29 protein-coding genes are annotated in these 26704 nt (G+C 57.8%); 21 read left to right on the forward strand and 8 right to left on the reverse strand.

What is annotated here, in order from left to right; genetic code table 11:
- Positions 1 to 10: 10 nt before the first annotated feature.
- Positions 11 to 1651 (forward strand): hypothetical protein, encoded by a 1641-nt coding sequence (locus tag ACYCZ5_RS11565; RefSeq protein WP_461544954.1) that lies wholly within the window; start codon positions 11 to 13, stop codon positions 1649 to 1651.
- Between the two features lie 20 nt (positions 1652 to 1671).
- Positions 1672 to 2352, forward strand: a complete 681-nt coding sequence (locus ACYCZ5_RS11570) for a type II secretion system protein (RefSeq protein WP_461544955.1) — start codon at positions 1672 to 1674, stop codon at positions 2350 to 2352.
- Here the strand turns inward: ACYCZ5_RS11570 and cysS are convergent.
- Both cysS and ACYCZ5_RS11580 read right to left on the reverse strand, forming a co-directional pair.
- Positions 2349 to 3728 carry a cysteine--tRNA ligase gene (gene cysS / locus ACYCZ5_RS11575; protein ID WP_461544956.1) on the reverse strand — a complete coding sequence of 460 codons (1380 nt, stop codon included), beginning with the start codon at positions 3726 to 3728 and terminating at the stop codon, positions 2349 to 2351. The genes ACYCZ5_RS11570 and cysS overlap by 4 nt on opposite strands.
- A gap of 1 nt (position 3729) precedes the next feature.
- Positions 3730 to 5406, reverse strand: coding sequence for a glutamine--tRNA ligase/YqeY domain fusion protein (locus ACYCZ5_RS11580; RefSeq protein ID WP_461544957.1), 1677 nt, complete (start codon positions 5404 to 5406; stop codon positions 3730 to 3732).
- Positions 5407 to 5581: 175 nt separating this feature from the next.
- On the opposite strand from ACYCZ5_RS11580, the gene ACYCZ5_RS11585 reads away from it, so the two are divergent.
- The 4 genes from ACYCZ5_RS11585 (at position 5582) to ACYCZ5_RS11600 (ending at position 9251) form a co-directional block, all read left to right on the forward strand.
- Positions 5582 to 6691 carry a L,D-transpeptidase Cds6 family protein gene (locus ACYCZ5_RS11585; RefSeq protein ID WP_461544958.1) on the forward strand — a complete coding sequence of 370 codons (1110 nt, stop codon included), beginning with the start codon at positions 5582 to 5584 and terminating at the stop codon, positions 6689 to 6691.
- Positions 6692 to 6775: 84 nt separating this feature from the next.
- The gene (locus ACYCZ5_RS11590; protein ID WP_461544959.1) at positions 6776 to 7861 is read left to right on the forward strand and encodes a L,D-transpeptidase family protein; all 1086 of its coding nucleotides are present in this window, start codon (positions 6776 to 6778) and stop codon (positions 7859 to 7861) included.
- A 95-nt stretch (positions 7862 to 7956) separates the two neighbouring features.
- The gene (locus ACYCZ5_RS11595) at positions 7957 to 8445 is read left to right on the forward strand and encodes a peptidylprolyl isomerase (RefSeq protein ID WP_461545105.1); all 489 of its coding nucleotides are present in this window, start codon (positions 7957 to 7959) and stop codon (positions 8443 to 8445) included.
- 80 nt (positions 8446 to 8525) lie between these two features.
- Positions 8526 to 9251, forward strand: a complete 726-nt coding sequence (locus ACYCZ5_RS11600) for a UDP-2,3-diacylglucosamine diphosphatase (protein WP_461544960.1) — start codon at positions 8526 to 8528, stop codon at positions 9249 to 9251.
- Between the two features lie 14 nt (positions 9252 to 9265).
- On the opposite strand, the gene ACYCZ5_RS11605 is transcribed toward ACYCZ5_RS11600, so the two are convergent.
- The 4 genes from ACYCZ5_RS11605 to ACYCZ5_RS11620 form a co-directional block, all read right to left on the reverse strand.
- A complete protein-coding gene (locus ACYCZ5_RS11605; RefSeq protein WP_461544961.1) occupies positions 9266 to 9463 on the reverse strand; it encodes a type II toxin-antitoxin system HicA family toxin in 198 nt (65 codons plus the stop codon).
- Positions 9463 to 9696: a DUF1902 domain-containing protein gene (locus ACYCZ5_RS11610; RefSeq protein ID WP_461544962.1), complete on the reverse strand. Its 234-nt coding sequence runs from the start codon at positions 9694 to 9696 to the stop codon at positions 9463 to 9465. The genes ACYCZ5_RS11605 and ACYCZ5_RS11610 overlap by 1 nt, the downstream gene beginning before the upstream one ends.
- Before the next feature lie 159 nt (positions 9697 to 9855).
- A complete protein-coding gene (locus ACYCZ5_RS11615; RefSeq protein WP_461544963.1) occupies positions 9856 to 11088 on the reverse strand; it encodes a hypothetical protein in 1233 nt (410 codons plus the stop codon).
- Between the two features lie 156 nt (positions 11089 to 11244).
- Complete coding sequence (locus ACYCZ5_RS11620; RefSeq protein ID WP_461544964.1) at positions 11245 to 12927, reverse strand: sensor histidine kinase; 1683 nt, start codon at positions 12925 to 12927, stop codon at positions 11245 to 11247.
- Positions 12928 to 13176: 249 nt separating this feature from the next.
- Between ACYCZ5_RS11620 and ACYCZ5_RS11625 the strand changes: the two genes are divergently transcribed.
- A complete protein-coding gene (locus tag ACYCZ5_RS11625; RefSeq protein WP_461544965.1) occupies positions 13177 to 13815 on the forward strand; it encodes a prepilin-type N-terminal cleavage/methylation domain-containing protein in 639 nt (212 codons plus the stop codon).
- Between the two features lie 223 nt (positions 13816 to 14038).
- A complete protein-coding gene (locus ACYCZ5_RS11630; protein ID WP_461544966.1) occupies positions 14039 to 14671 on the forward strand; it encodes a type II secretion system protein in 633 nt (210 codons plus the stop codon).
- Positions 14672 to 14699: 28 nt separating this feature from the next.
- On the opposite strand, the gene ACYCZ5_RS11635 is transcribed toward ACYCZ5_RS11630, so the two are convergent.
- A complete protein-coding gene (locus ACYCZ5_RS11635) occupies positions 14700 to 16670 on the reverse strand; it encodes a cation:proton antiporter (protein ID WP_461544967.1) in 1971 nt (656 codons plus the stop codon).
- A gap of 96 nt (positions 16671 to 16766) precedes the next feature.
- On the opposite strand from ACYCZ5_RS11635, the gene ACYCZ5_RS11640 reads away from it, so the two are divergent.
- Genes ACYCZ5_RS11640 through ACYCZ5_RS11700 form a run of 13 tightly spaced genes read left to right on the forward strand, consistent with a single transcriptional unit; the run spans position 16767 to position 25780 of the window.
- Entirely contained in the window at positions 16767 to 17753 is a 987-nt protein-coding gene (locus ACYCZ5_RS11640) for a KpsF/GutQ family sugar-phosphate isomerase (protein ID WP_461544968.1), read from the forward strand.
- Complete coding sequence (locus ACYCZ5_RS11645; protein WP_461544969.1) at positions 17753 to 18277, forward strand: KdsC family phosphatase; 525 nt, start codon at positions 17753 to 17755, stop codon at positions 18275 to 18277. The genes ACYCZ5_RS11640 and ACYCZ5_RS11645 overlap by 1 nt, the downstream gene beginning before the upstream one ends.
- Positions 18274 to 18858: an LPS export ABC transporter periplasmic protein LptC gene (gene lptC, locus ACYCZ5_RS11650; RefSeq protein WP_461544970.1), complete on the forward strand. Its 585-nt coding sequence runs from the start codon at positions 18274 to 18276 to the stop codon at positions 18856 to 18858. The genes ACYCZ5_RS11645 and lptC overlap by 4 nt, the downstream gene beginning before the upstream one ends.
- Positions 18842 to 19438 (forward strand): lipopolysaccharide transport periplasmic protein LptA, encoded by a 597-nt coding sequence (gene lptA, locus ACYCZ5_RS11655; protein ID WP_461544971.1) that lies wholly within the window; start codon positions 18842 to 18844, stop codon positions 19436 to 19438. The genes lptC and lptA overlap by 17 nt, the downstream gene beginning before the upstream one ends.
- Position 19439: 1 nt before the next feature.
- Positions 19440 to 20162 (forward strand): LPS export ABC transporter ATP-binding protein, encoded by a 723-nt coding sequence (lptB, locus tag ACYCZ5_RS11660; RefSeq protein WP_461544972.1) that lies wholly within the window; start codon positions 19440 to 19442, stop codon positions 20160 to 20162.
- Between the two features lie 29 nt (positions 20163 to 20191).
- The gene (locus tag ACYCZ5_RS11665) at positions 20192 to 21616 is read left to right on the forward strand and encodes an RNA polymerase factor sigma-54 (RefSeq protein ID WP_461544973.1); all 1425 of its coding nucleotides are present in this window, start codon (positions 20192 to 20194) and stop codon (positions 21614 to 21616) included.
- A 17-nt stretch (positions 21617 to 21633) separates the two neighbouring features.
- Positions 21634 to 21957 carry a ribosome hibernation-promoting factor, HPF/YfiA family gene (gene hpf / locus ACYCZ5_RS11670; RefSeq protein ID WP_461544974.1) on the forward strand — a complete coding sequence of 108 codons (324 nt, stop codon included), beginning with the start codon at positions 21634 to 21636 and terminating at the stop codon, positions 21955 to 21957.
- Positions 21958 to 22008: 51 nt separating this feature from the next.
- On the forward strand, positions 22009 to 22464 hold the full coding sequence (locus ACYCZ5_RS11675) for a PTS sugar transporter subunit IIA (protein ID WP_461544975.1): 456 nt from the start codon (positions 22009 to 22011) through the stop codon (positions 22462 to 22464).
- Positions 22465 to 22470: 6 nt separating this feature from the next.
- Positions 22471 to 23403 (forward strand): HPr(Ser) kinase/phosphatase, encoded by a 933-nt coding sequence (hprK, locus tag ACYCZ5_RS11680; protein WP_461544976.1) that lies wholly within the window; start codon positions 22471 to 22473, stop codon positions 23401 to 23403.
- Between the two features lie 3 nt (positions 23404 to 23406).
- On the forward strand, positions 23407 to 24243 hold the full coding sequence (rapZ, locus tag ACYCZ5_RS11685) for an RNase adapter RapZ (RefSeq protein WP_461544977.1): 837 nt from the start codon (positions 23407 to 23409) through the stop codon (positions 24241 to 24243).
- Positions 24230 to 24625, forward strand: a complete 396-nt coding sequence (locus ACYCZ5_RS11690; RefSeq protein ID WP_461544978.1) for a NusG domain II-containing protein — start codon at positions 24230 to 24232, stop codon at positions 24623 to 24625. The genes rapZ and ACYCZ5_RS11690 overlap by 14 nt, the downstream gene beginning before the upstream one ends.
- Entirely contained in the window at positions 24606 to 25184 is a 579-nt protein-coding gene (locus tag ACYCZ5_RS11695; RefSeq protein ID WP_461544979.1) for a Gx transporter family protein, read from the forward strand. Before ACYCZ5_RS11690 ends, ACYCZ5_RS11695 begins: the two co-directional genes overlap by 20 nt.
- On the forward strand, positions 25181 to 25780 hold the full coding sequence (locus tag ACYCZ5_RS11700) for a flavin prenyltransferase UbiX (RefSeq protein ID WP_461544980.1): 600 nt from the start codon (positions 25181 to 25183) through the stop codon (positions 25778 to 25780). Before ACYCZ5_RS11695 ends, ACYCZ5_RS11700 begins: the two co-directional genes overlap by 4 nt.
- Positions 25781 to 25798: 18 nt before the next feature.
- On the opposite strand, the gene ACYCZ5_RS11705 is transcribed toward ACYCZ5_RS11700, so the two are convergent.
- Complete coding sequence (locus tag ACYCZ5_RS11705) at positions 25799 to 26656, reverse strand: SDR family oxidoreductase (protein WP_461544981.1); 858 nt, start codon at positions 26654 to 26656, stop codon at positions 25799 to 25801.
- Positions 26657 to 26704 lie beyond the last annotated feature (48 nt).

Here is a 26704-nt window from a genome sequence, read left to right on the forward strand (position 1 = left end):
TGCGGTCTTTATGGTGATGGCGGTCATATTGGTGCTGGGCGTTTCAGCGGCATTGGTCGGCACTTTGAGTAATGCCGGCCTCAAAATCAAGCGAGATGAGAAGACTACCTTGGCGCTGGCACAAGCCAAGGAGGCCCTGATAGGGCAATCCATACTATATTCCGATTACCCAGGTAGCCTACCTTGCCCAGATACAGATAATGATGGTGAGTCAGATGCAGGAGGCTCAGGAAATTGCCCCCAATACATTGGCCGTCTCCCTTGGAAAACGCTTGGCCTTTCTGACCTGCGCGACGCGACTGGCGAGCGGCTGTGGTACACCCTATCTAGCAATGTACGCCGATATGACTCGGTCATGCCACTCAACAGCAACACAGAAGGCACATTGGATATTGACGGAGGGAACACCAATCTAATGGCCATCGTATTTGCCCCCGGCGCACCTGTATCATCACAAACACGTGGCGATATTAGTACTGCATGCACGTCCCCCGCATCATCCGACCCCAAATGCATCCCATCAAATTATCTGGAAGGCAGCAACGGCAACGCCAGCCTAGGCTCTTCCCCCAACACGACCTACCAAAGCTCTGCCTCCAGCCCGGACTTCAACGATCAACTAATCACCATTTCCCATGACCAGCTATTCACAAGGGTAGAGCAGCGTGTCGGCGGGGAATTCAGACGGCACCTGAATAACTACTATTCATCGTGGGGGGCCTATCCATTTGCCGCCCCTTTTTCTACAGCAAATTACAAAGGGGCGGTCTCTACTTACGAAGGCTTGTACCCATTCGGCAATCTGAATGGTATCGGCTCCTCACCTCCCAACCCAGAATGGTCCTCTTCGCCAATCACCATCTCCTTCAGTAGCGGCTCTACACCAATATTCGATTGCGAGCGTAGGGACAGTGACTGGAACAATTCGCGCGTGCGCTGCACTGCTGATGCCTCCTATGCCACCCTGCCCGCTGGCGCCACCGTCACCATGACGGCGAAGCTCCAGAATGTCGGGCGTGGTTTCTGGCAAATGTTCAGTCTTGATATAAACAACAACGGTATTTACGACAGCAACGAACAGGTCAGAGTACGCGACCGCTACGGGAACTACCAACTTGCCAAAACCATCTTCGATCCGGATTCCATTTCCGTTAGCGGCACACTGAACTACTCGGACGGCAGCGCTACTGTCGTCTTCTCCGCCAAAGGCAAGTCTGGAGGTAGCCAATTCCAGCGCATCGATATGCGTAACATCCAGTACGAGTCTGGCACCTTAGCAAACTGGATCCAGAACAACCAATGGCAGCAGCTGCTGTACTACGCCGTCTCTCAAGGCAACGCACCAGCAGGCAGCGGTGGCGGCAGCATCACCTGTACCACAACATCCGGAGCCTATCAGTGCCTGACACTTTCCGGCGCACATAGCGGAAACGACAGAAAAGCTGTGATCATCATGACGGGTAGCGCGCTCTCAGGACAATCACGTTCATCTACCTCCGCACTTTGCAGTGCGACTGGAACCTACATACAGACCGCAGCGTGCATCTCAAATTATCTGGAAAGCGAAAATTCTTCGACAGGAGACAAGACATTCGAGAATCAGCCAGCTTCCACTTCGTTCAACGATCAGGTCATTGTTGTCGCACCATGAGGCTTACCCCGCCCCCCTTTATGCCACCCCGTACCAACCTTGGATTTACGCTGGTCGAAATGGCCATGGTGCTCGCTATCGTGGCGTTGCTTATGGCAGGTCTTCTGCCGTCTCTATCAAGCCAAGTCGAACAGCAACGCAGAACTGAGACTCGAAAGCAAATTGATGTGATTCAGCAGGCACTAATGGGATTTTCCGTAATAAACGGTCGTTTGCCATGCCCATCCACTACAACGGACCCCGCCGATGCCAATTATGGCGTTGAAGATGGAACATGTTCCAGCGCCCCAACCAGTGAAGGGTATTTACCATGGAAGACACTAGGTGTTCCCGAGATTGATGCTTGGGGCAGCAAACGAGCCAGCAGCAGTGATCTATGGTTAGGCTACTGGCGGTATCGCGTGAATCGAAATTTTGCCGTCCCATTTTCGATAACGACCAACCCCGACACAGCCGACAAACTGGTGGTACAGGATTTAAGCGGAAATCCTTTGACTTCTGTTTCAGAGCGCCCCATCGCAATCGTCTTTTCCACTGGCCCCGATTTGACTGGAAACCTGCAGAATGCCAGTAGCTCATTCGAAGCCACTACAGGTACTTATCAAAGCGACACACCCAGCACCACCTTTGACGATATCCTGATCTGGATTTCTCGCCCGCAATTGATCAACCGCATGGTCGCCGCAGGCAAACTTCCCTAAGCCCTGCGCCAGCTCGTCCCCTGCGCGTTGTCTTCCAGCACGACCCCCGCCTCCAGCAACGCTTTCCGGATGCGATCTGCCTCGGCGAAGTCCTTGGCTCTTTTGGCGGCGATGCGGGCTTCGATCTGCGCATTGATCGCTGCATCGTCCAATCCACCAGCCGTCGCGCTGCCCTGCAGGAATTCCTGCGCATCTCTTTGCAACAGACCGAGCACACCAGCCAGCGCCTTTAGCTGTGCGGCGGCCTCACCTGACTGACTGCGGTTCGCCTCGTTGACGAGGTCGAACAATACGGCGACAGCTTCCGGGGTGTTGAAGTCGTCGTCCATGGCGGCTTTGAAACGCTGGGCGTAAGGCTCGTTCCAATCCACTTCACGCGCATCAGCAGTTGCTGACTTCAAAGCCGTATAGAGTCTCGTCAGTGCACCCTTGGCATCATCCAGATGTTGATCTGAGTAATTCAGCGGGCTGCGATAGTGCGCGCGCAGGATGAAGAAGCGCACCACTTCGGCGTCGTACTTCTTCAGCACCTCGCGGATGGTGAAGAAGTTGCCGAGCGATTTGGACATCTTTTCGTTGTCCACACGCACGAAGCCGTTGTGCATCCAGTAGTTCACATACTGGCAGCCATGCGCGCCTTCGCTCTGCGCGATCTCGTTCTCGTGGTGCGGGAATTGCAGGTCGGCACCGCCGCCGTGGATGTCGAAATGCTTGCCCAGCAATTCGGAACCCATCGCGGAACATTCCAGATGCCAGCCGGGACGGCCCTTGCCCCACTTTGACTCCCACTGAACCTCCTCGGCCTCGCCTGCTTTGGCATGTTTCCACAGCACGAAATCGAGCGGATCGTTCTTGTCCGAAGCCACTTCTACACGCTCACCGGCACGCAGGTCTTCCAGCGACTTGCCGGATAGCTTGCCGTAGCCATCGAATTTGCGCACCGCGTAGTTCACGTCGCCATCCGCCGCTTTGTAAGCGAGTCCGTTCTGTTCCAATTGCTCGACCATCTGCAACATCTGCGGGATGAACTGCGTCGCGCGCGGCTCGTGGTCCGGACGTTGCACGCCGAGCGCATCGGCATCTTCGTGCATCGCGTCGATGAAACGCTGTGTCAGGGCATGGATGGATTCCTTGTTCTCGGCAGCGCGCTTGATGATCTTGTCGTCGATGTCGGTGATGTTGCGCACGTAGGTCACGTCGTAACCGGATGCCTTGAGCCAGCGATAGACCATATCGAACACCACCATCACGCGCGCATGACCCAAGTGGCAGTAGTCGTACACAGTCATGCCGCACACGTACATGCGCACTTTGTTCGCTTCTATAGACTTGAATTCCTGTTTGTCACGGGCGAGTGTGTTGTGGATCTTCAGCATGTTATTTCTGCTCTTTCGCCCAAGAATCCTTCAGCGTCACGGTGCGGTTGAACACCAACTTACCGCCCGGCTGATGGTCGCGGCGGTCGGTCACAAAATAGCCAAGGCGCTCGAACTGGTAGCGCGTTTCCGGCGCAGCATCCTTTGCGCAGGCTTCCACCCAGCCTTGCACCACTTCCAGCGAATGCGGGTTGAGATGCGACAGGAATTCCACCTCTCGGTCGCCATCCGGTTCCGGCACGTTGAACAGGCGGTCGTACAGGCGGATCTCGGCCGGCAGCGCATGTTCGCGCGACAGGAAATGGATCACGCCCTTGACCTTGCGGCCTTCCGGGTTCTTGCCCAGCGTGTCATGGTCGATGCTGCACTTGAGTTCTATCACCTTGCCGGACGCATCCTTCACCGCCTCGTCGCAACGCATCACATAGCTGTGGCGCAGGCGGATCTCGCCGCCGAGGGTGAGGCGCTTCCAGCCGGGTGGCGGTACTTCGGCGAAGTCGTCTGCTTCGATCAGCAATTCTTTGCCGAACGGCACTTCACGCTTGCCCAGTTCCGGCACGTTGGGATGGAAATCCGCTTCGCGTGTCAGTGCGCCCTCGGCATTGGTTATGGTCACTTTCAACGGATTGATGATGGCCATCACGCGCGGCACGCGCAACTCCAGATCTTCGCGGATCGCGCCTTCCATGATTGCCATGTCGACGCTGTTCTCGCTCTTGGAGACACCGATGCGTTTGGCGAACTCACGGATGCCTTCCGGTGTGTAACCGCGACGGCGCATACCGCTGATGGTGGGCATGCGCGGGTCGTCCCAACCGCTGACTTTTTTCTCGTTCACCAGTTGCAGCAGCTTGCGCTTGCTGGTGATGGTGTAGTGCAGTTCCAGGCGCGAGAACTCGTACTGGCGCGGATGGCAAGGGATGGTGATGTTGTCCAGCACCCAGTCGTACAGCGGGCGATGATCCTCGAACTCCAGCGTACAGATAGAATGGGTGATGCCTTCCAGTGCGTCGGAGATGCAGTGGGTATAGTCGTACATCGGGTAGATGCACCACTTGTCGCCGGTACGGATATGGTGCGCACGGCGGATGCGGTAGATCGCCGGATCGCGCATATTCATGTTGGGCGAAGCCATGTCGATCTTGGCGCGCAGCACCATGGCGCCATCGGCGAACTCACCGGCCTTCATGCGCGCGAACAGGTCGAGGTTCTCTGCCACACTGCGATCGCGGTTGGGGCTGTTCTTGCCCGGCTGGGTCAGCGTGCCGCGATATTCGCGCATCTGCTCCGGCGTCAGATCGTCCACATACGCCAAGCCTTTATTGATCAGCTCGACGGCGAAGTCGTGCAGCGCATCGAAGTAATCCGACGCCCAGCGCACCTCTCCGTTCCATTCAAAACCGAGCCAGCGCACGTCATCCTGAATGGACAGTGCATATTCCTCGCTCTCTTTCTCCGGATTGGTGTCGTCGAAACGCAGGTTGCACAGGCCGTTGTAATCCTTGGCAAGACCGAAGTTGAGACAGATCGACTTGGCATGCCCGACATGCAGATAGCCGTTCGGCTCGGGCGGGAAGCGCGTGACGATGCTCGTGTGTTTGCCGCTTGCCAGGTCGGCATCGATGATGGTGCGGATGAAGTTCGAAACAGGGGTCGGGGCGGGTGTGTTGCTGCTCATGTCTATGCCAATGATGCGTTGCTATGAAGATGCGTGATTCTACCCGAAACCGGCAGATGGCCGCCCCACACTTCCTCGCGCAGGCAATCAGTGTATGAGAGTCGCTTCTTTGGTAGAATCGCGTGCGTTTGGCGCACTCGGCCGGCAACATAACCCTATCAAGAAAAAGACCAAAATGGATACATTGAAAAGATTCGCAACCGGTGTCGCACTATGCGCGCTACTTACATTCAGCCTCGGCAGCCATGCCGACGAGATACAGGACGCCAACAAGCTCTTCAAACAGGGGCAGCTGACGCAGGCACTGGACAAGGTGAACGGCTATCTGGCGAACAAGCCCAAGGACGCACAGGCACGCTTCCTCAAAGGCCTCATCGTCAATGAGCAGGGTGACGCAGTGGGGGCCATCGCCATCTTCACCGAATTGACCAACGACTATCCAGAATTGCCGGAGCCCTATAACAACCTCGCCGTGCTGTATGCCGGACAAGGGCAATACGAAAAAGCCAAAGTCGCACTGGAGATGGCGATCCGCACCCACCCGAGCTATGCCACCGCGCACGAGAACCTCGGCGACATCTACGCCAAGATGGCCAGCCAAGCCTACGACCGCGCGCTGCAACTGGACAAGAACAACACCGGCACCAAGACCAAGCTCGCCCTGATCCGCGATCTGTTCGGCAAGGGTACTCAGAACGCGACACCAACGACACCCGCTCTGGCAGTCGCGGCCGCGGCCCAACCTGCCGCACCGGCGAAGCCCGTTGTGGCCGCGAAGCCCGCACCTGCTCAGCCGATCGTGGCAGCACCGACGCCAGCCAAGACAGAACCTGCCGCAACAGCCGTTGCTGCACCGCCAGTCGTGGCCACAGCACCGGTCGTGGCAGTCGCACCACCTGCCAAGGCAATCCCTGCGGCTAAGCCGGTTGCAGCAGCAACCGATGCAAGCGCGGAGGTCATGCAAGCGACGCGCGATTGGGCCGCCGCCTGGGCTGCCAAGAATGTGAAGCGCTATCTGGGCTTCTATGCGGCCGAATTCAAGACGCCCAATGGTGAAGCGCGCAAAGCCTGGGAACAGATGCGCAATGATCGCGTTAGCAAGCCCAAGTCCATCAAGGTCGGCATCGACAATGCCAAAGTCGAGGTCATCGACGACAGCCATGCGCGCATCAGCTTCCGCCAGACCTACAACGCCAGCCACTTCAAGAGCATCAACAACAAGACGCTGCACTGGGTCAAAACGGCCGCCGGCTGGCAGATCGCGGATGAGCGCAGCGACAACTAATAGATGAAGACACGGCTCAATCCCCTTCTGTTGCTCTTGTCCTGCTTCGGGCTCAGCGCCCATGCGGAGCCGGATTCGCGCGACATGGAACAGCAGCTGGCCAGAAGCTTGCAGGCAGTCAGTGATAATCGGCTCGATGTCGCGCTAAATGAAGTCGATTCCCTGCTCAGACTCAATCCGAACTTCAAACTCGCACAACTGGTAAAGGGCGATCTCTTGCTGGCCCGCTCGCGTTCCATCAGCGAATTCGGTGATGCCCCGAATGCCCCGCGCGACCTTGTGCAAGACCTGCGGGAAGAGGCACAAGTGCGTTTGCAGCGCGCGCAGCAACAGCAGCCCGTCGCCGTGCCGCGTTATCTATGGCGTCTCAACCCCAAGCAACAGCACGCGGTGGTTGTGGATACCAGCAAATCCACACTCTATCTTTACGAGAACGTAGATGGCGAGCCACGCTACGTCGCCGATTTCTACATCAGCATGGGGAAAAAGGGGCCGGACAAAGTCGTCGAGGGAGACCAAAAGACCCCGCTCGGCGTCTACTTCGTGGACAGCTATATCCCCCGCCACAAGCTGGCCGACTTGTATGGCTCAGGCGCATTCCCGATCAGCTACCCGAACGAATGGGATCAACGCCAGGGGCGCAAAGGTCACGGCATCTGGCTGCATGGCACACCGTCCGACACCTATAGCCGCCCGCCACGCGCCAGCAACGGCTGTGTCGTGCTGTCGAATGCCGACCTGAGTCGGCTGGGACGCGACATCCAGGTCGGCACCACGCCGGTCATCATCACCAATGGCATCGACTGGCTGGGCGAGTCGGACGATCAGGAGCGCGCTGCCTTGATGAAATCCATCGAACAATGGCGCAACGACTGGGAGAGCCGCGACACCGACCGTTATCTTTCCCACTATGCGGATGATTTCAATGCCGGCATCACCACGCTCTCTGACTTTGCCGCGCACAAGCGTCTGGTCAATAGCGGAAAGTCCTGGATCAAGGTGAAGATCGAGAACCTCAGTCTGTTCCCGTACCCGACCCAGCAGGATCTGGTCGTGGTGGATTTCGAGCAGCAATACGACAGCAACAACCTGAGCAATCGCATGCACAAGCGCCAGTATTGGCAAAAGCGCGATGGCCGTTGGCAGATCGTCTATGAAGGAGCCGCCTGATAATGAAATTCGTACGCATCATCCTCGCCTCACTGCTGGTAGGACTCTGCATCCTGCCCGCGCAAGCCGCATCTCTAACCAAAGGAAAATTGAAAATGGTCAAATTCGAAACCAACCACGGCACCTTCACTCTGCAACTGGACGCTGAAAAAGCGCCGATCACCACCCAGAACTTCCTCGACTATGTGAACAGCGGCTTCTACAGCAACGTCGTGTTCCACCGTGTCATCCCCAACTTCATGATACAGGGCGGCGGCTTTGAACCCGGCATGAAGCAGAAGAAGACCAACGATCCGATCAAAAACGAAGCCGCCAACGGCCTGAAGAACGACAAATACACCATCGCCATGGCGCGCACCGGCGACCCGCACTCCGCCAGCTCACAGTTCTTCATCAACACCAAGAACAACAGTTTCCTCGACTATCCCGGCCAGGACGGCTGGGGCTATTGCGTGTTCGGCAAAGTGGTCGAAGGTACGGACGTGATCGATGCGATCGGCAAGGTCAAGACCGGCAGCAGCGGTTTCCATCAGGACGTGCCCAAGGAAGATGTCATCATCATCAAGGCTGAAGTGGTTCAGTAAGGATTTAGGACTCGGGACTCAGGATTCAGTGACGCCAGCCGTGTCCCCCGAATCCCGTGTCCCGCATCCCATATCCTGAAATGCCCCATACCCTTTTCATTTCCGACCTGCACCTCAGCGAATCCCATCCGTACACGGCAGAGCAGTTCCTGCGGTTTGCCCAGGAAGTCGCGTCCAAGGCCGAAGCGCTCTACATACTGGGCGACCTGTTCGAATACTGGGCAGGCGACGACGACCTAGACAACCCCTTCCATCGCCAGATATGCGGCGCACTTTCCAATCTCGCCACAGGCGGGACACGCATCTTCATCATGCACGGCAATCGCGATTTCCTGATGGACGAGGCGCTCGCCGCCGCCTGCAAAGCCCAACTGCTGCCCGATCCAACCCTCATCGACCTTTACGGGCAAGCTACCCTCCTGACCCACGGCGACATCCTTTGCACAGGAGATAGTGCTTACCAACAATTCCGAACCACGGTACGCGCATCAGATTGGAAATCTCAATTCCTCGCACAATCCTTGAGTCAGCGCAAAGCACAGATCGAACAACTGCGTACGCAGAGCGAACACTCCAAACGCGAGAAAGCCATGGAGATCATGGACGTGAGCAACGAAGCCGTGCATACATTGTTACGCCACCACGACTATCCGCGCCTCATCCACGGCCACACCCACCGACCAGCGAAACATCTGCATCATGTGGATCGCCACACCTGCGAACGCTGGGTGCTGGGTGACTGGGATACACGGACTAACGCGTTGCGCGCCGACCGCGAAGGAATCAGCTGGTACAGCCCACAATAAAACTGCACAGATTTCTAGAACTTCTTCGGCAACCCAGCCTGCTTTAGAACCGCATTTGCGGTATGACGAGATTTGATTTTACTGTCCACGGGAAATCTGATTTCAGTAATGGGGCTGAACCATATCTCATGATCACCCTTCCCCTGCCTCTCGAATCGGCATCCCGCCTTGCTGAGAATTTCCTTCAACTGCGCCGTGAAACTCGCGACCATCAGGCCACTTTCCGATGAGCCACGTCGAAACGTCTGGAAAATAGCTCGAAAGGAACCTCCCCCCCATCAGGGTAGCCGTTCGCATCAAGCAGTTCAGGAATCAACACGTGAAGTTTGGCAAGCAATGCCTCTTCTGTATCCGCTTCCGCAACCAATCCCGGCACATCGTCGCTAGTAGCAACCCATACTTTTGCTTCATCGTCCCATTCAGCACGAACAAACAGAGATTTCATCAATCGCTCCTTGAAATTATTGTGAGGCCAGTATAACTGGATACTCGCTTTGCGTGAATGACAGGCAAAAAACAAGGGAGACCGAAGTCTCCCCTGTTTCATTGGTGCTTGTGCTTGGTTTGGATCCCGGCGAACCGGAACCCTTATGTCAGCTCAAACTTACCAAGCTGCTTCCAGCATGCCGGTGAACAGACTGTCACCATTGGAACCTTGTACTTTGCTGTACTTGGTGTAGTTGGCAACCAGCGCAACGTTCTGAGCCAAGTCATACACGGCTGTGAAAGTTGTGGAGTTGTCGGACACATCCGATGCCTTGGCAGAGCGAACAGCAGCACCCAGAGACAGAGTGTGCGGGATCACAGTGAAGTCAGCAGCAACAACGGTTGCAGACTTCTTGCCGAAGGTGCTGTCAGCAGGTGTAGACGAAGTCTGGAAGTACAGACCTGTTTCCATGCCACCCAACTCGCCGTGAGCTTGTGCACTGACTGCAGTTGCCTTGGTCTTTGCCTTGCTCCAAGTCGTAGTAGCTGCCTCGATAGCGCCATCAGCTGTATTGACTGCAAACCCAGACTCATTCTTCTTGTCGCTTTCGCCGGACAGCACGTTCACGCTGATGATGGTTGCGAAGTCAGCGATTGTCGGCGTTGCAGCGATTTCGATAGCGGTCGAAGACATGGCAACAGCAGACGCGAAGGTGTTCGCATAACGGGTCAGGTTGATGTAACCCATGTCGCTATGTGCCATCAGAGTGATACCAGTTGCCGGGCTGTTACCCAGACCGGTGTACTGAGCTGCAGAGATGTCGGTGCGGTGCTCAGCCCAACGGATTGCACGGTTGATACCTTGGCTAGACTCGGTGTAGCCGTAGAATGGGCCCAGAGAGTCAGTGGTGAACGGGATCACGGAGATCAAGGCTGCGTCCATCTCCATAACCACTGGCACGCGCAGACCAGCGACGATACCAGCATCTGTACCACCCAGTGCGTTCTCAGCCATGACACCAGCTTTCAGTGCGCCATTGTCAAACACGCGGCCGCCAACGAACAGAGCGTACTCGTCAGGGAACTGCCACTCACCGCCGTTTGTATCCTGGCCAGACGGTGTACCGGCTGTGCCGGAAGTCTTCTGGTAACGAACCTTCAGCAACTGACCGAAGTTCATAACTGCCGGCAGAGACATGTGGTCGCCTTCGATCTTCTCTTGCGAACCCATCATGGTGAAGCCAGCGGCCTTGAATGCGCGGCCGAATCCGTTCAGAACGGGGAAGTGTTGTGCGTGGCAAGCAGAGCAAGCCATACCGGTTTGACGCGCGAATGCGGGGATAGCGGATGCTTCTGGTGCGAAGGCTGCTGCAGCCAGTACGCTTGCCAGAGAGAGAGCGATTTTCTTCATTGATGTTTCTCCTCGTTGATTTGGAAATTACCCTTAGATGGCAGGAAGGTTTCATACCCTCTCAACCATGGGGACGCACAATAAAGAAAACGTGAAGAGCGTGTCAAAGCTTTGTTGGCATGTGTTGCAATATTGCAACAACCCTATACCAACCCCTTACGCATCGGGCGAGAGCTCGAAGGTCACGTTGCCCGGTTGATTTTCCCGCAGCTGCATTTTGTAATGGTTCTGCCGCGCCCATCTTGATGCTTGATATAAGCCCACCCCCAAGCCATCCTCTGATGGCACCACCGTTCGCAACAGCTTTTGTGCATAAGCTGAAGGTATCGCACTTCCGTCATCGCTCACGCGCAACGACGGCGATCTGGCATCCAGACTGACCCGGACATGCAGCGCAGGCTCACGCAAACGTTTGTTCAGCGTATTTTCGATCAGGTTGTCCGCCACGCAGTCGAACATCTCCGCAGGTATCCTTAAGGCAGGCCGTTCGCCCTCATGCTCGAGCTTCCACTCGATATCGCGATGCGCATAGCGCTGACACAGCTCTTCCCACCATGTCATCAATTCGATCTCTCGGGATTCGGTCTCCGGCGTGGGGGCTTTGAGTTTTCCCAGCAATGCCTCGATGCGCTGCGACAGCACTGGCAACTGCTGCTGCAAGATGGGCTGCGCCCTTGCCGGTTCGCTTTGCGCAATGGATGCAAGGGCGAACAGTGATTGCAGCATATTCTTTAGATCATGCGTCAGACGCGCACCCGTTTCGTAGATAGCCTGTTGCCGGGTCATTTCGCGTAGACGCTGTTCGCGCCGCTTGGCCTGATAGAAATAGCCCAGCACTTGTACCAGCAGCCGCATATGCAGCAACACGGTCGGCGCGACAGCCTGCCTGGTGAACAGGGTGATGTTCAGATCTTCATCAGCCAGCTCGACCCGGTGCGGACTGGCATTGCCCAAAGTGCCATGTCCTTCTGCCGATACCCATGCCATCCCGAGCATCCAGGGCATCTCGATCATATGTTCGGTTGCACTTTCAAGGAACTCGCGCGGACCGCTATCCCGCTGCGCATCCGCCGCCAATTGTTTAAGCCACACTTCCAACGGTGTGCCGATGGAAAGCACGTATCGGGAAAAGCTGCTCTGCAATCCGAATGGTCCAAAGTCCATATGCCAAAGAGCGCCCAGAACGAATAACGCGACCGCAATCACAAACAAAGTTCGCAACAACGCATCCAGATATCCGACCTGGTTCAGCGTCATGAAAGCCAGCGTGCCCAGCACCAGCACCGTAAGCAAGGTGAACAGCAGCAGCACGTAGAAGAAGTCGATAGCCTGCACCGCATTCGGCTTTTCGCGCTCGACTGGAATGAGCGCCATCACAGCCAACATCAAGGGCAGCGCGACAGTCATCAGATTACGCGTCACCTCATCGAAGGCAGGAAGATCGAACAGATGCGGCGTGATATACAGAAGCAGCACCGCCAGCAGATACGCCATGACCAACAGATGATAGATGCGCTGCCAGCGCGCATAGAAAGAGAAAGCACGCGCGCCCACCAAAGCAAACAGCCCGCCGACCCAAAATGCCAATATCCACCAATTCAACCATGTGAGCGCGGCCAAGCTCACCCCGAGGATGAACAGCGAATTCCCCCAACTCAAGCGCGTTTCGCTGCGCCACAACGGCTGCCAAACGAGAAACACGCCCAGATGGGCCAGCAATAGCGGGCGCGCCCAGATGTTGTCGATACCCAACCACAAGGCCGCATGCAACATCACCAGCATAAGCAGCGATAGCCAGCGGCTTGAACGCGCCCAGTGCGCAGGGCTGAATGTCGTCATCTCGTCACCATTGCGTCGATTCCTCGACGGCCGATCTTCGGAACTTGCTTCATCGCTCACCTAATTGATGAAATATATTTGCCACTGAATTGTTTTTTATATATAAAGCACACTAAATCGCATACGCCGGAACGATGGCATGCTATTTGCTGTATCAGTTATGCAGGCGATAGCTATTGCTATCAGGGTTTCGAATACGCGCAGTCTAGCGCAACGTGAACCCAACTATCACCCACTGGAGGAAACACAATGAAGCAAAAACAATCCGGCTTTACTCTAATTGAAATCGCCATCGTTCTGGTGATTATCGGCCTGCTGCTCGGCGGCGTGCTGAAGGGGCAAGAGCTGATCAATAGCGCGAAGGTTAAGAATCTGGCCACTGACTTCAAGAACGTGCCCATTTACATATATGCCTATCAAGACAAATATCGCGCTCTTCCTGGCGATGACAAAGCAGCGCAAACTCACTTGGCAGTTTCTGGAGTCACCGTCACCATCACAAACGGTGACGGCAATGGCGTCATTGGTGGCGCTTGGGACGCATCATCCGGCGAGTCGTTCCAGTTCTGGCAGCATATCCGCTTGGCAGGAATCGCACCGGGCACCACCACCACCGCCGATAGCGCCTACATTCCCACCAACACCATCGGCGGGTCTATCGGCGTCACCAATAGCTCAGCCAACAATCCAATTGTTGGCTTGCGCGGAAGCTACATAGTCTGCTCCGCCAGCGTACCTGGGAAATTCGCAAAGCAACTTGATATCGCAATGGACGATGGGAATACTGCAGCCGGCTCCATGATGACCGCAGTCAGCGGAACTACTGCAGCAACTGCAACAGCAAGCATAGGAGATGACTCCCCATACAATGTATGCATGGGATTCTAATCGCCTCACACCTATAAAAGCCCCGCAAAAAAGCCTGCCCTAATCGGCGGGCTTTTTTACGCCCTATCCCTGGCCATTTCTCGTCGCCGAATGTCGACGTATCGTCGCCACACTCACCAAATGCCAGCCCATAGATGTTTCAGACCAATAACGGACGACCATGCTATTGGCATGGTTTCTGCTAATGTCTACCCATAGCTAATGGCCAAGGAACAACCAACCCATGCAACGCCAACAATCCGGCTTCACTTTGATAGAGATCGCCATCGTCATGGCGATCATCGGACTGCTCATCACATTGACGATCAAAGGCAGGGAGCTGGTGGATAACTCACGCGCAAAGAGCCTCGCCAACGACTTCCGCGACATTCAAGTGGCGCTGTTTGGCTATCAGGATCGCTTCCGCGCTTTGCCGGGTGATGACTCCGCAGCATCCGCGAACCTGTCGCCGACCTCTATATCCATACAGAACGGCAACGGCAATCTGCGTATCGAGGGCGATCTGAATACCTATCTGAGCGAATCGTTCTTCCTCTGGCAACATGTTCGCTTGGCGGGATTTTTGCAGGGGGTGGTGAACGCCGAGGCGAGCGGCTATGTGCCGCTCAACACGTCAGGAGGAAGTCTGGGCGTCACCGACATCAGCAACGCGCCCATCAGCGGCATGGGCGGCGGATACATCATCTGCTCCGACAACATCTCGGGGCGCCTAGTGAAGCAATTGGACATGATGCTGGACGATGGTTATACAGCCAAAGGTTCGATGTTGGTCTCTCATGCGAACAGTGGTGGCGAGCCGATTGCGTCAAGCAACATCATCGAACGCGATTTCTATCTGGCTTGCCTGAGCGTCTGAAGGCTCGGTTCAGATAGCCTTGCACGCATCACCCCTGCCGCAATCTTTTCTCCGCAGCCTCCAGCATCATCGGCTGCCCCAGCAACATCAACACATCACCCGCCCGCAGCAGCATATCATCTGAAGGCTCACCGCCCAGCAGGTTGTGACGGCGCACGCCGTTGACTTCGATGTTGAATTCAGAAAGCTTCAGGTCGCCCAAGCGCATCCCGACCGCCTTGTCTTGCTCGTGCAGCATGACACTCTGGAAGCGCGGCTGGATGCTGTCTGTTTCTTCACCGATCTCATCGCGATTGCCGCGCAGATAACCGCTGAACATACTGTAGCGCTTGGCACGCGCCTCTTGTACACGTCGCACTACGCGACTGAGCGGGATACCGGCCATCAACAACGCCTGCGAGGCGAGCATGACGCTGCCTTCCAGCACCTCCGCCACCACTTCCGTGGCACCGGCCTTCTTGAGGATCTCGACATTACTGTCATCGGACGTGCGCACGATAACCGGTAGATCAGGGCGGCCTTGCTGGATATGGCGCAATATCCTCAGCGCAGAATGTTTGTCGTCGTAAGTGATGACCAAAGCCTTGGCACGCATCAGCCCCGCCGCCTGCAACACTTCATGCTTGGCGGCGTCGCCGTACACGACGCGTTCTCCCGATGAACTGGCCTCGTGCACACGGCGCGAATCCAGGTCGAGCGCGATGAAGCTCACTTTTTCGTTCTTCAGGAACGCCGCCAACGCCTGCCCGCTGCGTCCGTACCCGCAAATAATGACATGCTGGTTGGTGCTCATGCTCTGGACAGCGATCTGATGCATCTGCATGGCACTGTTCATCCATTCTTCCGGCGAGATGCGGCGCACGATGGACTCGGCATGCTGGATCAGGAAGGGGGCGATCATCATGGAGACCAGCATGGCGGCCAACACGTTCTGCATCACGTCATGCGGCAGAAGATTGGCCCCGCCGGTGAGCGTCAGCAACACGAAGCCGAATTCGCCCGCTTGCGCCAAGCCGAGACCGGTGCGCAACGCCGGCCCCCAATCCCCCGAGAACGAACGCACCAGCAGCGCAACCACCAGCGCCTTGAACGGCACCAGAATGAGCAGCAACAGCAATATCCAACCCCAACCTTCTATCAGCGCTTGCATATCCAGCATCATGCCGATGGTGACGAAGAACAGACCGAGCAACACATCTCTGAACGGTTTGATGTCTTCTTCCACCTGATAACGGTATTCGGTCTCGGAGATCAGCATGCCCGCCACGAAGGCGCCCAGCGCCATGGACAGACCACTCAACTCGGTGATCCAGGCCAAGCCGAGCGTGAACAGCAACACGTTCAGCATGAACAGTTCGGAGGATTTCTGGCGCGCGACCAGATGGAACCATGGTCGCAGCAAGCGCTGCCCAAAGGTGAGCAGCACGGTCAGCACCAGGATCGCCTTCAATGCCGCATAGGCCAGCGTGGAAGAGAGATTGCCGTCCTGCGACGCCAAGGCCGGGATCAGGATGATGAGCGGCACCACGGCCAGATCCTGGAACAGCAGCACGCCCATGATCTTCTGGCCGTGCGGCGTGTTGAGTTCGGCGCGCTCAACCAGCATCTTGCTGACGATAGCCGTCGAGGACATGGCCATGATGCCGCCCAGCGCCAGCCCAGCCGCCCAGCCAAGATCGAAGAAGGTGGAAGTCAGCATGACCAGCAACATGGTGGCGACCACTTGCGCCGTACCCAAGCCGAACACCAGACGCTGCATCGACCGCAAGCGGGCCAGGCTGAATTCGAGACCTATACTGAACATCAGGAACACCACGCCGAACTCGGCCAGATGCCTGGTCTCGGGTGCATCGGGGATCCAGCCCAACGCATGCGGGCCGATCAGCACGCCAACGATGAGATAGCCCAGCATGGCGGGCAGATGCAGCGAACGGAACAGCACCACCACCAGCACGGCAACGGCGAGCAAAATGAGCAGGAGTTGTAACGAATCGTTCATGCGTCTGATGATGCCCTAACTCTTGCAAGTTTCAAAATCGTTCGCAGCATGGATGCGGCAAAGACACGACTGGGTTGTTCACCTATAATTCACGCCATGAACAAACCCGCTCCCGCCGCCCCGCACGCGCTCGAACTTGCGCGCCGCGTCCTGACCATAGAAGCCGACGCCGTCAGAGCGCTGGTCGATCGTATCGACTCGAACTTTCTCAACGCCATTAACCTGATCCTCGCCTGCAAGGGCAGGGTGATCGTGAGCGGCATGGGCAAGTCCGGGCATATCGCACGCAAGATCGCGGCCACCTTCTCCAGCACCGGCACACCGGCCTATTTCGTCCATCCGGGCGAGGCCAGCCACGGCGATCTCGGCATGGTGACGCAGGATGACGTGTTCATCGGCATCTCCTACTCGGGCGAAAGCGAAGAGTTGCTAACTATCGTGCCGGTATTGAAGCGCCAAGGCGCAAAACTCATCAGCCTGACCGGCAATCCCCGCTCCAGCCTTGCACTCGAAGCGGATGTGCATCTGAATGGCGCAGTCGCGCAAGAAGCCTGCCCTATGGGCCTGGCGCCAACAGCCAGCACCACAGCCGCCTTGGCCTTGGGCGATGCGCTCGCCGTCGCCTTGCTGGATGCCAAAGGTTTCGGCGAAGCGGATTTCGCCCGTTCGCATCCGGGCGGCAGTCTCGGACGACGCCTGCTCACCCATGTGCGCGACATCATGCATAGCCATGCCAGCATCCCCATGGTGCGCGAAGACGCGACTCTGGCCCAGGCCGTGCTGGAGATCTCACGTAAGGGCTTGGGCATGACCGGCATCGTGGACGAGCACCATAAACTGCTGGGCATCTACACCGACGGCGACCTGCGCCGCACACTGGAGAAGAAGCTGGACTTCAACACCACACCGGTCAGCACGGTCATGTCGAAAACACCGCGTACGGTAAGCCCCGATGCGCTTGCGGTCGAAGCCGTGCAGATGATGGAGCAGTACAACATCACCCAGTTGCTGGTGGTCGATGCGAACAAGAAGGTGCTCGGCGCGCTGAATATGCATGACTTGCTGAAAGCGAAAGTCATCTGATGTCGCTGACAGAGAGAATCAAACCGCTGCGCCTGATCGCCTTCGATGTGGACGGGGTGCTGACCGACGGCGGGCTGTACCTTTCCGATTCCGGCGAAGAGTTCAAACGCTTCAACTCCTTGGACGGGCACGGCCTGAAGATGCTCAAGGCAAGCGGCGTGGAACTCGCGATCATCACCGGCCGGACCTCGCGCTGTGTCGAACTGCGCGCCAAGAACCTGGGCATCACGCGGCTCTATCAGGGTGTGGAAAACAAATATGCGGCGATGCAATCACTGCTGTCCGACCTGAATCTCCCACCCGAATCCACCGCATTCATGGGCGACGATGTGATCGACCTGCCGGTGATGCTCCGTGTCGGCGTCTCGTTCAGCGTCCCCGATGCGCCGCAATGCGTGCGCGATCGTGCCGATTATGTAAGCCAGCGTGCCGGTGGTAACGGTGCCGTGCGTGAGGTTTGCGAATTGATCATGTCGGCACAGGGCTCGCTTGAGGTGCAACTCGCCCCTTATCTGGAACGATGAGCCGCCTCTCCTTCGTCAATCGTTTGCGGGCCTGGCTGCCACTACTGCCCGTTCTGGGCCTGCTGTTCGGCAGTTACTGGCTGAACCTGCAAGTCAAACCCGTAGAACCCTCCACCGGCGCCCAGCGGCACGATGTCGATTTCGTGGTGTACGGCTTGCGCTCGACCGCCTTGAATACGGAAGGGCAGGCTCGCTTCACGCTTATCACCGAGAAGATGTGGCACTACCCGGACGATGACACCACACACCTGCAAAACCCGACCCTGACCAGCTTCTTTAAGGATCAGCCCCCCACCAGGATCGATGCGCAAAGCGGCATGCTCAGCAGCAAGGGCGAAGAGATCCATCTGCACGATGATGTCCGCATATTTCGGCCGGGGAAATTGCCGACGCAGGATCAACACTTCAATACCGACTATCTGCGCGTGCTGCCGGACGATGGTTGGGCAGAGACGGATTTTCCGGTATTGATGTTCGACCGGTATAACAACATCAATGCCGTCGGCATGGAGCTGAATAACGAAGCACGCACCGTGAAATTCCTGCAACAAGTGAGAGCAGTCCATGAAAAATCAGACTAAGCCCCTGCTACTGCTCATACCGCTATTGCTCTGCGCCCACAACGCGCTGGCGGAACAGGCAGACCGTGACAAACCGGTACATCTGGAAGCCAACCAAGTGCTGATAGACGACGCGCGCCAATTCAAAAGCTTTGAGGGCCGCGTGCATTTGATCCAGGGCACTTTGAACATCCACGCCGATCGCATCGAAGTCCGCGAGGACAAGGAAGGCTATCAGCATCTCACCGCCACCGGGCATCCGGCCAAATTCCGCCAGCGCTATGAAGGTAGCGAAGAGTATGCTGAAGGCTATGGCGAACGGATCGAATACGACACACGCGCTGAAACAGTGGACTTTTACGACCGGGCCCGCGTCAAGCGCGGACAGGACGAAGTCCAGGGCGCGCACATCACCTACAGCACCAAGACGGAAGTGTTCAGAGCGCGCGGGGATGATGCTTCGCAGAAGACCGGCAACGACCGGGTACGGGCCGTATTGCAACCCAAGCGCGACAAGCCCACGGAAACACCCAAGCCGACAAGCACGCTGACCATACAGCCCAGCGAGACCTTGTCGCCTCCAGCCACGCAAAGACAATGATATGAGCGAACTCCGTACCGAATCCCTGAAAAAGACCTACCGTTCCCGTACTGTGGTGCAGGATGCATCGCTGCATGTGAGCAGTGGCGAAGTGGTCGGCCTGCTGGGGCCGAACGGCGCGGGCAAGACCACCACCTTCTACATGATCGTCGGCCTGGTCGCTGCCGACGGCGGAGAGATCACCATAGACGGCGAAAAGGTCACCCATCTGCCCATCCATCGACGCGCACGACTGGGGCTGGCCTATCTGCCGCAGGAAGCCTCCATTTTCCGGCGCATGACGGTCAGCCAGAACATCGAGGCCGTACTCGAGCTGCACGACTATTCACCGGAAGATCAAGCGCAGCGTCTTGAAGCCCTGTTGAACGATTTGCACATCACCCACATCCGCAACAATCCGGCGATCAGCCTGTCCGGTGGCGAGCGTCGTCGCGTCGAGATCGCGCGCGCGCTGGCCACCGACCCGCGCTTCATCCTGCTGGACGAGCCTTTTGCCGGCGTAGACCCCATCGCCGTGCTGGACATACAGAAGATCGTCCGCTTCCTCAAGGAACGCAACATCGGCGTGCTGATTACCGACCACAACGTGCGCGAGACACTGGGCATCTGCGACCGCGCCTACATCATCAATGCCGGATCGGTGATGGCGGAAGGCACGCCGGAGGAAATCATCTATAATGAGGGCGTGAGGAAGGTGTATCTGGGCGAGAACTTCAAGCTATAAGAAGCGCCGTCCGACACCAAACACCCAAGATGAAACCCGCTCTCCAACTCCGCCAATCCCAACAGCTCCTGCTCACGCCGCAGTTGCAGCAAGCCATCAAGCTGCTGCAGCTTTCGACGTTGGAGATCAATCAGGAAGCTGCGCGTTTGCTGGACGAGAACCCGTTGCTGGAACGGATAGACGATAACGCCAACCAGACCTATAGCGGCAGCAGCGATGCCCAGGCACCTGCACAGGAGAGTCCCGAGTCCGCCACATCCGAAAACACCGCCCAAGACAGCCCGCCCGAATGGGGCGAAGCCAACTTCAGTCACGCCAGTAGTGCCAGTCCGGATGATGAGGACGACGGCTATCAGGAAGTCGCTTCCGAACGCCCCAACCTGCGCGAGCATCTGCTGTGGCAATTGAACATGTGCCTGCTGGACGCGCGCGACAAGAAGATCATCGGTCTGCTCATCGACGCTTTGGATGAGAACGCTTATCTGTCGCAGCCGCTGGAAGAGATCTTCGAGATCTTCCCCGCCGAGCTGGATATCACGCTGGACGATCTGGAGACCGCGCTGGTGCAGTTGCAGCATCTGGATGCGCCCGGTATCGGCGCGCGCGATCTGCGCGAATGCCTGACGCTGCAACTGCAAGCCATCCCAGAGGATGTTCCGGGACGGGATATGGCTTTGCGCATCGTCGGCGAGCATCTGGACTTGCTGGCCGCACGCGACTTTGCCAAGCTGAAACGCCTGTTGCGCTGCGATGATGATGCATTGCGCACCGCGCAGGATCTGATCGTGCATCTGCAACCGAAGCCCGGCATGGCCTTCGAGCATCGCGCGGCCGACTATGTGGTGCCCGATGTGCTGGTGGAAAAGGTGGGCGGCATCTGGAAAGCGCGACTGAACCCGGAAGCCATGCCGCGCCTGCGCATCAATCAGGTGTATGCCAACATCCTGCAGCAGCGCGGCGATGCCAGTGCGCAGGGCATGGCGACCCAATTACAGGAAGCACGCTGGTTCATCAAGAACCTGCAGCAGCGTTTCGAGACCATCCTGCGCGTGGCGCAGGCCATCGCGCAGCGTCAGCGCCAGTTCTTCGAACACGGCGACATCGCCATGCGGCCGCTGGTGCTGCGCGAGATCGCCGAACAGCTCGAACTGCACGAATCCACCATCTCGCGCGTGACCACGCAGAAGTTCATGCTCACACCGCGCGGCATCTACGAATTCAAGTATTTCTTTGGCAGCGGCCTGGCTACCGATGCGGGGGGGGCTTGTTCCTCCACCGCCATCCGGGCACTTATCAAACAGATGGTGAGCGAGGAAGATACTCGCCAGCCGCTGTCCGATAGCCGCATGTCAGAAATCCTGGCACAGCAGGGCATTATCGTCGCCCGCCGTACCGTGGCAAAATACCGGGAATCCATGAACATACTCCCGGTCAACCTTCGTAAATCACTCTAACCATAAAGGAGCAGGCTATGAACCTCAATCTCACAGGACGCCACATGGAGATCACTCCTGCGATCCGCGAACATGTGATCGGCAAACTGGACAAGGTCAAACGCCATTTCGACAATGTGATCGACGTGAACGTCATCCTCTCCGTCGAAAAACTGCAGCAGAAAGCCGAAGCCACGCTCAACATCAGCGGCAAGACGCTGTTTGCAGAGTCCGAAGACGGCAACCTGTACGTCGCTATCGACGCCCTGATCGATTCACTGGATCGTCAGGTACTGAAGCACAAGGAGAAGTTCGAAGCACGTCGCCATGACGATTCGGGCAAACATCAAGCAGCAGAGTAAACCGAACGGGGCAGCGACAAACGCTGCCTCGTTTTAATTTGGTGAATCAGCATGAGTCTAATCAGCAAGATTTTGGCCCCCGACTGCGTGATGCTGGACAGCGAGTCCGGCAGCAAGAAACGCGTCTTCGAACACGTGGGCATCCTGTTCGAGAATACTCTGGGCATCGCGCGCAGCCAGGTGTTCGACAGCCTGTTCGCCCGCGAGAAACTGGGCTCCACCGGACTGGGGCAAGGCGTGGCGATCCCGCATGGTCGCGTCAAGGGCCTGCGCGACGCGGCAGCCGCCTTCGTCAAGATGCAAACCCCCATCCCGTTCGATGCACCGGATGGTCTACCGGTTAAATTCATCTTCGTGTTGCTGGTGCCCGAGCGCGCCACCGACCTGCACCTGCAGATACTGGGCGAATTGGCCCAGATGTTCAGCGAACAATCATTCCGTGATCGTCTGGAAGCGACCGACGACCCGACCGAGATGCATCAGTTGTTCAACGACTGGAACGCCTGATCCGCCGTGGCCCAGGTCAATATCCGTCAGCTGTTCCGCGACAAACAGGAACGCCTCGGGCTCACCTGGGTCGCCGGTGACGGCTCTGAACGCACACTCGAGAGTGAAGCCGTCAGCGCCTCCAACTGGGGGCTGATCGGCCACCTGAACCTGGTCCATCCGAACTGGATACAGGTGTTGAGCAACACCGAACTGGATTACCTGCATGACCTCTCCCCTGCCGACCTGGCAACCTCGCTCGCCGCACTGGACCGGCAGAAACCTTCGTGCCTGATCGTCGCCGGCGAGACCGAGATCCCCAAAGGTCTGATCGAGTTCGCCAACCGTACCGAAACACCGCTGTTCCATTCGCCGCTGGGCAGCGTGCACCTGATGTGGATGGTGCGCCACTACATGGTCAAGGCGCTGGCCGATTCCGCTTCGCGCCACGGCGTGTTCCTGGACGTTCTTGGCGTCGGCGTGATGATCACGGGCGACAGCGGTGTGGGCAAGAGCGAACTGGCACTGGAACTGATCACCCGTGGCAACGGTCTGGTCGCCGATGACATCGTCGACCTGTTCCGTATCTCGCCCGAGGCACTGGAAGGCCGCTGCCCCGATCTGCTGCGCGACCTGCTGGAAGTACGCGGGCTGGGCATCCTGAACATCCGCACCATGTTCGGCGAGACGGCCGTGCGCCGCAAAAAGAGTCTGAAACTCATCGTGCATCTGTATCGTCCGCCCCATGATGATCTGTCCAAACTCGATCGACTGCCCCAGTCCGGCCAGGAAGACATACTGGGCGTCTCCATCAGCAAGGTGGAGATCCCGGTGCTGGCCGGTCGCAACCTCGCCGTGCTGGTCGAAGCCGCCGCGCGCAACTTCGTGTTGCAACAACGCGGTATCGACACCATGCAGGAATTCATCTCGCGACAGGAACAGCAACTCTCCGGAGACTGAGCCATGCAGCTTATTCTGATTAGCGGCCTGTCCGGCTCGGGCAAGAGCGTCGCACTCAAGACCCTCGAAGATGCCGGCTTCTATTGCGTGGACAACCTGCCCGCCGAATTGCTGCCAGCCCTGATACTGAATCTGCGCGACAGCGGCAACACCCGCGTCGGCGTCAGCGTTGACGTGCGCAGCGGCGGCAGCGTGCAATCGTTGCCGCAACACATCGATTCGCTCAAATCCCAAGGGCTGGATGCGCACCTGCTGTTCCTCGATGCGCAGACCGACACACTGGTAAAACGATTCTCCGAGACACGTCGCCTGCACCCGCTGAATGACGGCGTGAGGACACTGCCGGAATGTGTAGCCTACGAACGCGAACTGCTGACCCGCATCGCCAGCACCGGCCATCGCATCGACACCAGCGAACTGGGGGCCAATGCCCTGCGCGCCTGGGTCAAGCAATTCATCCGGCTCGACCGCGCGCGCCTCACTTTGCTGTTCCAGTCGTTCGGCTTCAAGCACGGCATCCCACTGGATGCCGACCTGGTGTTCGACGTTCGTTGCTTGCCCAATCCGCACTACGACCCCGTGCTGCGCCCGTTGACCGGACGCGATGCGCCGGTGATCGAGTTCCTGCAGAACACGGCTATGGTCGACAAGATGTATGACGACATCCGCCGCTTCGTAGAGGACTGGTTGCCCAACTACATCGCCGACAACCGCAGTTATCTGACCGTCGCCATCGGCTGCACCGGCGGACAACACCGCTCGGTTTATCTGTCCGAGCGCCTTGCCCGCCACTTCCACTCACAGCAGCAGGTGTTGGTGCGCCACCGTGAACTCTCATGAGCCGCCCGCCGCCTTCCTGCGTGATCTGAGACCGGGCGACTGGCTCACCCTGCTGGCTGGCGGACTCTGCATCATCCTGCTCAGCAACCAAGTCTGGAACGGCGGCCTCGCCGACACCGCCGTCATCCGTAGCGGCGGCAAGATATTCAGCGCAGTCCCGCTCTCGCGCGACCAGCATATCGGAGTGCCCGGCCCGCTCGGCACCAGCATCATCACCATCGAAAAAGGCAAAGCGCGCATCAGCAGCGACCCCAGCCCAAGACAGTATTGCGTGCGTCAGGGTTGGCTGGAGCGATCTGGAGAGATAGCGATATGCCTGCCGAACGAGGTCAGCGTGGAACTGACGGGCGGGCAGAAGAAATATGACAGCCTCAACTACTGACAAGCAGGATTCAGGGGAGCAGCGGAATTCCAGAATCCTGCTGAACACCACCGTCGATGACCACCACCTCGCCAAGATGGCTGCGGTCGCGCTCGGACTCACCGTGCTGGAGAACGCCATCCCCTCGCCCTTGCCCGGCGTCAAACCGGGGCTGGCCAACATTATCACCCTCATCGTGCTGGCCCGATTCGGCTGGCGTGCGGCGGTCTGGGTATCGTTGCTGCGCGTAGTCGCCGGCAGCCTGCTGTTCGGCAACTTCCTTGCGCCCGGATTCTTTCTGAGTTTGAGCGGCGCACTGTGCAGCCTGACCGTACTCGCCCTCGCCATGCACCTGCCGCAACGCTTGTTCGGCCCCGTCACCCATAGTGTGCTCGCCTCCTTCGCACACATCATCGGACAGATGACGGTGGTCTACCTGTGGCTCATCCCACACAGCGGCATCGCCTACCTCATCCCCATCTTCGCCACCGCGGCACTGGTGTTCGGTACTGTGAACGGATTGGTCGCGGCGCGATTCATGGATAATGATGGCAAACAAGTATCAGGAAGCCAGTCATGAAGACCATCACCCTCGCCTTTACCGGCGCCTCCGGCCTGCCCTATGGCATGCGTCTGCTCGAATGCCTGCTGCAAGGTGGACAGCGCGTGCACCTCGTTTACTCACAAGCCGCACAGATCGTCGCCAAACAGGAACTGGACTTCACCCTGCCCAGCCGTCCGCAGGATGCCGAGCAGATGCTCAAGGAACGCTTGGGCACATTCAGCGGCGAGCTAAAAGTATTCGGTATCCAGGACTGGTACGCCCCCATGGCTTCCGGTTCCAACCCCGGCGACGGCATGGTGGTCTGTCCCTGCACCATGGGTACGCTGGGCAAGATCGCCAGCGGCATCAGCGACGACCTCATCTGCCGCGCGGCCGATGTGATGCTCAAAGAAAAACGCACCCTCATCCTCGCCCCCAGAGAGATGCCCTTCTCCGCCATCCATCTGGAGAACATGCTCAAACTGGCGCATGCCGGTGCGGTGATCATGCCGCCCAATCCCGGTTTCTATCATCATCCGCAGAACGTGCAGGCGATGGTCGATTTCGTGGTGGCGCGGATACTGGATCATCTGGGGGTGGAACAGACTTTGATGGAGAAGTGGGGCGAGTAAGCACTCCTTGTGCTTAAATTATTTTTCCAGCGCATCCCCAACCGTCGGATAAAGCAGCTTCACCCCCAACTCCCTCTTCATCCTGACGTTACTCATCCGTCTGGACTCCGCCATAAAAGACCACATCCCCGCCGACACCACCCGCTGCACCTCGGCGCGCGCCGATCGCGGCGGACGCGTTAGACCATAGGCATCTGCCACACTGTCGAAGTAATCCCCCATCTTCATCTCGTCATCATCCACCGCGTGATACACACGATTGTTTTTGCCACGACGTAATACGGCGACGATGATGCGCGCCAGATCGTCGGCGTGGATGTGGTTGGTGTAGCTATCCTCTGCGGCAACGATCGCGGGCGCGCCAGAGCGCAATCTTTCCAGTGGCAGACGCTCCTCGGCATAGATGCCCGGCACGCGCAGGATGCTGGCGTTGACACCGTTGCGGCTTGCCCACGTGCGCACTTGCCGTTCAGCGCTCACGCGCAATGCTGCCCGCGCACTCTGTGGCGCAAGGCGGCGCGTCTCGTCTACTGCCCCCCCACCGCAATCGCCATACACGCCGCTGGTGCTGATATAGATGAAGCGCTGCGGCGATCTTCCTTGCGACAAGGCTGCCAGCAAATGCGTGGTGCGCGTGTCGCGACTGCCGCCCGGCAGCGGCGGGGCAAGATGGATCACGATATCCGCCAAACCGCCGATACGCGCCAGACTTGGCCTATCGTCGAGATCGACAAGCAGTGGTGTCACACCAGCCGACCGCCAGTCGGCGATTTTCTTTGGGTCACGAAAAAGCGCGTAGAGGCGGTAGTGGCCGCGCAGCAAAGGCAACAGACGCCGCGCGATATCCCCGCTTCCAACAAGGAGCAGATTAGTCATTGGGTGATTATGCGTTAAAATCGCGCCCTTTATTCAAACCGGAATGCG

The sequence above is a fragment of the Sideroxydans sp. genome (assembly GCF_054604835.1).